Here is a 3,163-nt window from a genome sequence, read left to right on the forward strand (position 1 = left end):
GCCACCGGCGGTGGCGGGCGCTCTACCCTCTACATGAGGCCTAGAAGGGGGTCCAGGAGCGCGGCGCTTCAGGGTGCCGTAGCGACGCAAAGCGAGTCCGGAACTCTGCAGCTATGGCGAGGTATTCGCAGGTCGTCTCGCAGATCATCACTTCCTGCGCAACAAGCGCGCCGAAGGGCACGAATACCGCCGCCAGGTCACCGAGTCCGAGCTGGACCGTTATCTCCCAGTGCTGTAAGCGCAGGTCAGCGGCAGATTTCTCAGCATGGAGGCGTGGGCCCGACGGCGGTGAGCCGTTGGGCCCACGTCGTCTCACTGACTCCGGGACCACTGCCGCACCGCGCCGATGGCTCGGATGACCAAAATGGAGCGGTTGGCCGCGGCAGATGGTAACTACTCTCGGCATGGAGTTCTTCTGTTACCACCGCGATCGGCCTGGCTCCGCGGCGCTGCGCGACGAGCTCCTGGAAGAGCACTGGTCCTACATGGACCGGTACGCGAAAGAGATGATCGCCCGCGGCCCGACCTTCGAACGCGACAGCGACACGGCTTCCGGCAGCGTACACATCGTCGACCTGCCGGATCTCCCCACTGCGCGTGCGTTCGTCTTCGACGAGCCCAACTACCAGGCCGGTGTGTACCGGGACGTGCTGTTGCGCCGGTGGCGCAACGTGCTGGGGCGCACCATGTGGGATTTCCCCGGTGGCCGGGACGGTGGCAACCGATATCTCGTGCTGGGCCTCGGCTCGGGGCAGGCTGCCGACCTTGCCCCACCGCCCAACCGGGACGAGCTGATCGCGTATGGGCCGCTGCTGTCCGACGACGGCACCACCTGGCTGGGTACAGCGGTACTGGTCCGGGCGCCGGACCCGGAAACGGCACGCGCAGTGCTGACTCCGGACCTGTACGCCGACATCGAGGTCCACGACTGGGCCTTCGGAGGGCGGCGGTGAAGAGCCTTGACCGTCGCCGAGGTGGGGCCAAAGCTCGCGCGAACCGGTACCCTGCCGCACCCGCCCGGGCGGGTGCGGCAGGGCCCCTCATTCGCCGAAGCGGGCCAGATGGCCCACTGAGATCGCCAAGGCGCCTACTTGATGCTCTCGCACGGTAGCCCGATGCGCTTACCGTTATCCCAGCCCGAGACGCAGTACTTGCCGACGACGGCGGGGATGGCAGTCCACTGCTGCTTCGGCTGGAACGCGCCGTTGTACCACCACTGCGTGGGGCCGTGCCGGTACAACCCGTTGGGGCCCGTTAGATCGAAGTTTCCGTAGAAGGAGCCGCTCTGGGGGTACGCCTGGACGTAAACCGTGCCGTTTTGGGGCGTGGATAGGTACATGCAGACGTTTCCGTTGCAGCCGAGGGCATCCGCCTGGGACGCGGTGGCACCCGTGAGAAGCGCCCCGGAGATCAGGACGGCGGCCACGGCCATCGTTCCGAGTTTCGAGCCAATTCTGTGCATGTCTCTTTTCCTTCCAGTGTGAGCCCCACGCTTGATGGCTCGGCGTAACGAGTACAAGTGCTGTGCTGGTCATGCGCCACTGGACACCTGCGGCCAGACGACGGTCCAAGAACAATCCCGGCGCGATCGACAACCGCCGGTCGTCACCCGACGACCGCGCCGGCGAACGTCAGCGCTGCCCCCGCGGCGAGCGCCGCCGCTTCCTGAACAGAACCGCGTCTCTCCTCCAGTGGCAGGACCGGCGAGGCCCCTCCAGCGAACCAGCCGCGGCGGTCCGGGCGGCAGGCGCTCGACCGGCGGTTGACCGGCGGTTAGGCCGTGGGCGGCGCGGACCTGATCGGGTACCACCGCCCGGCGGGAAGGGGATTTGTTCCGTCCCGTGGGTGCCGGGAGGCTTGCACTCCGTTGTCACGGCCGCCCGTACGGGTGGGCCGCACTGCCATCGCCGGCCCGGAATACGGGTGCCCGTCCCGGGAATGGGCGGCGGGGGTTGGCGGTTGAGAGGTTCGTCGCCCTGGTGGAGGTTCCGGTGCGCCGGGTCTCTCGGTGGGGCGGAGGCGTGCCCGGCGCGTGGTCTTCGCCGGTCACTGTCGCGTGCGTCACGCTGCCGTTACCCCTGGCTAATGGATATGTCATCGGAGCCTGATGCCATGAGGGTAGGGGCGTATGGATAAAATGTGACGGTATCTCACAATATTTACGGTTTGTCGCTCCGTGATGTGGAGCAGCATGGGGGGTGCTTCAGCATGACGACTTCAGCTGGTCTGCGTACCGTGCTCACCGTTCCGGCTCGTTTCCGTGGGCCCGAGGGCACAGCCAACGGTGGCTGGGTCGCGGGGACGCTCGCCGAGACCCTCGCGGGCACGCTGGACGGCGCGCACGCGCTGGAGGTGACCCTGCACAGGCCGATTCCCCTGGACACCGAGCTCGCCGTCGGCCATGTCGCCAACTCCGCCTCCCTCTCGCACGGTGGCCAGTTGCTGGCCGAGGCGATCCCCGTCGCCGAGGACGTGACGCCGCCGCCGTTCGTCCCCTTCAACGAGGCCGCCCGGGCCGAGGCCGGCTTCGCCGGTCTGACCGGCCCTCACCCCGTGCCCGGCTGCTTCGTCTGCGGCCTGCGGAACCCGGGCGACGGCCTGCGGATCTTCCCTGGCCCCGTCGAGGGCACCGATGTGATCGCGGCCGGCTGGCGGGTGCCGGTGACCGTCACCGACGAGGACGGCGTGGTCCCCGACGCTCTGGTCTGGGCGGCGCTCGACTGCCCCACGGGCTGGGCTCACGCGGGCTCCGGCGGCCCGGGCCTGCTGGGACGCATAACGGCTCAGGTCTTCCGGCGCGTGTACCCGAACGGCACGTACTCGGTGGTGGCCCGCGCCACGGGACGCGAAGGGCGCAAGCTCTTCGGCGAGAGCGCCGTGTACGAGACCGACGGCACGCTGGTCGCCGCCGCCAAGGCCACCTGGATAGTGCCCGCCTGAAACAAACCTCCGGCCCTCCGGCTACCTCCGGCCCTCCGGCTACGCTCATCTGAGCAGGATCGGCGGAGCCGCAGGCCTGTGTCGGAGGCCACGGGACCTGTCCGGCCGTGCGGCCGCGGACCCTGCTATGGAGGGCTGTACAGGCCTCTACCGAAGCCCACAGGGCCCGGATGTGGCTGCGTAGTGGCCTTCCGGGCGGGTGGGCGGGAGTGCTGTGGGAGGT

Annotated in this window: 3 protein-coding genes; 2 read left to right on the forward strand and 1 reads right to left on the reverse strand. The window is 68.7% G+C overall.

What is annotated here, in order from left to right:
• The first annotated feature begins 404 nt into the window (after positions 1-404).
• On the forward strand, positions 405-953 hold the full coding sequence (locus tag AB0O34_RS36475; protein ID WP_363923525.1) for a YciI family protein: 549 nt from the start codon (positions 405-407) through the stop codon (positions 951-953).
• Between the two features lie 134 nt (positions 954-1,087).
• On the opposite strand, the gene AB0O34_RS36480 is transcribed toward AB0O34_RS36475, so the two are convergent.
• On the reverse strand, positions 1,088-1,462 hold the full coding sequence (locus tag AB0O34_RS36480) for a hypothetical protein (RefSeq protein WP_363923527.1): 375 nt from the start codon (positions 1,460-1,462) through the stop codon (positions 1,088-1,090).
• Between the two features lie 746 nt (positions 1,463-2,208).
• Here AB0O34_RS36480 and AB0O34_RS36485 point away from each other — a divergent pair.
• A complete protein-coding gene (locus AB0O34_RS36485) occupies positions 2,209-2,940 on the forward strand; it encodes a hotdog fold domain-containing protein (protein ID WP_363923529.1) in 732 nt (243 codons plus the stop codon).
• Positions 2,941-3,163: the final 223 nt, after the last annotated feature.

Origin of the sequence: Sphaerisporangium sp. NPDC088356 (assembly GCF_040685555.1) — a bacterium.
Classification (GTDB): domain Bacteria; phylum Actinomycetota; class Actinomycetes; order Streptosporangiales; family Streptosporangiaceae; genus Sphaerisporangium.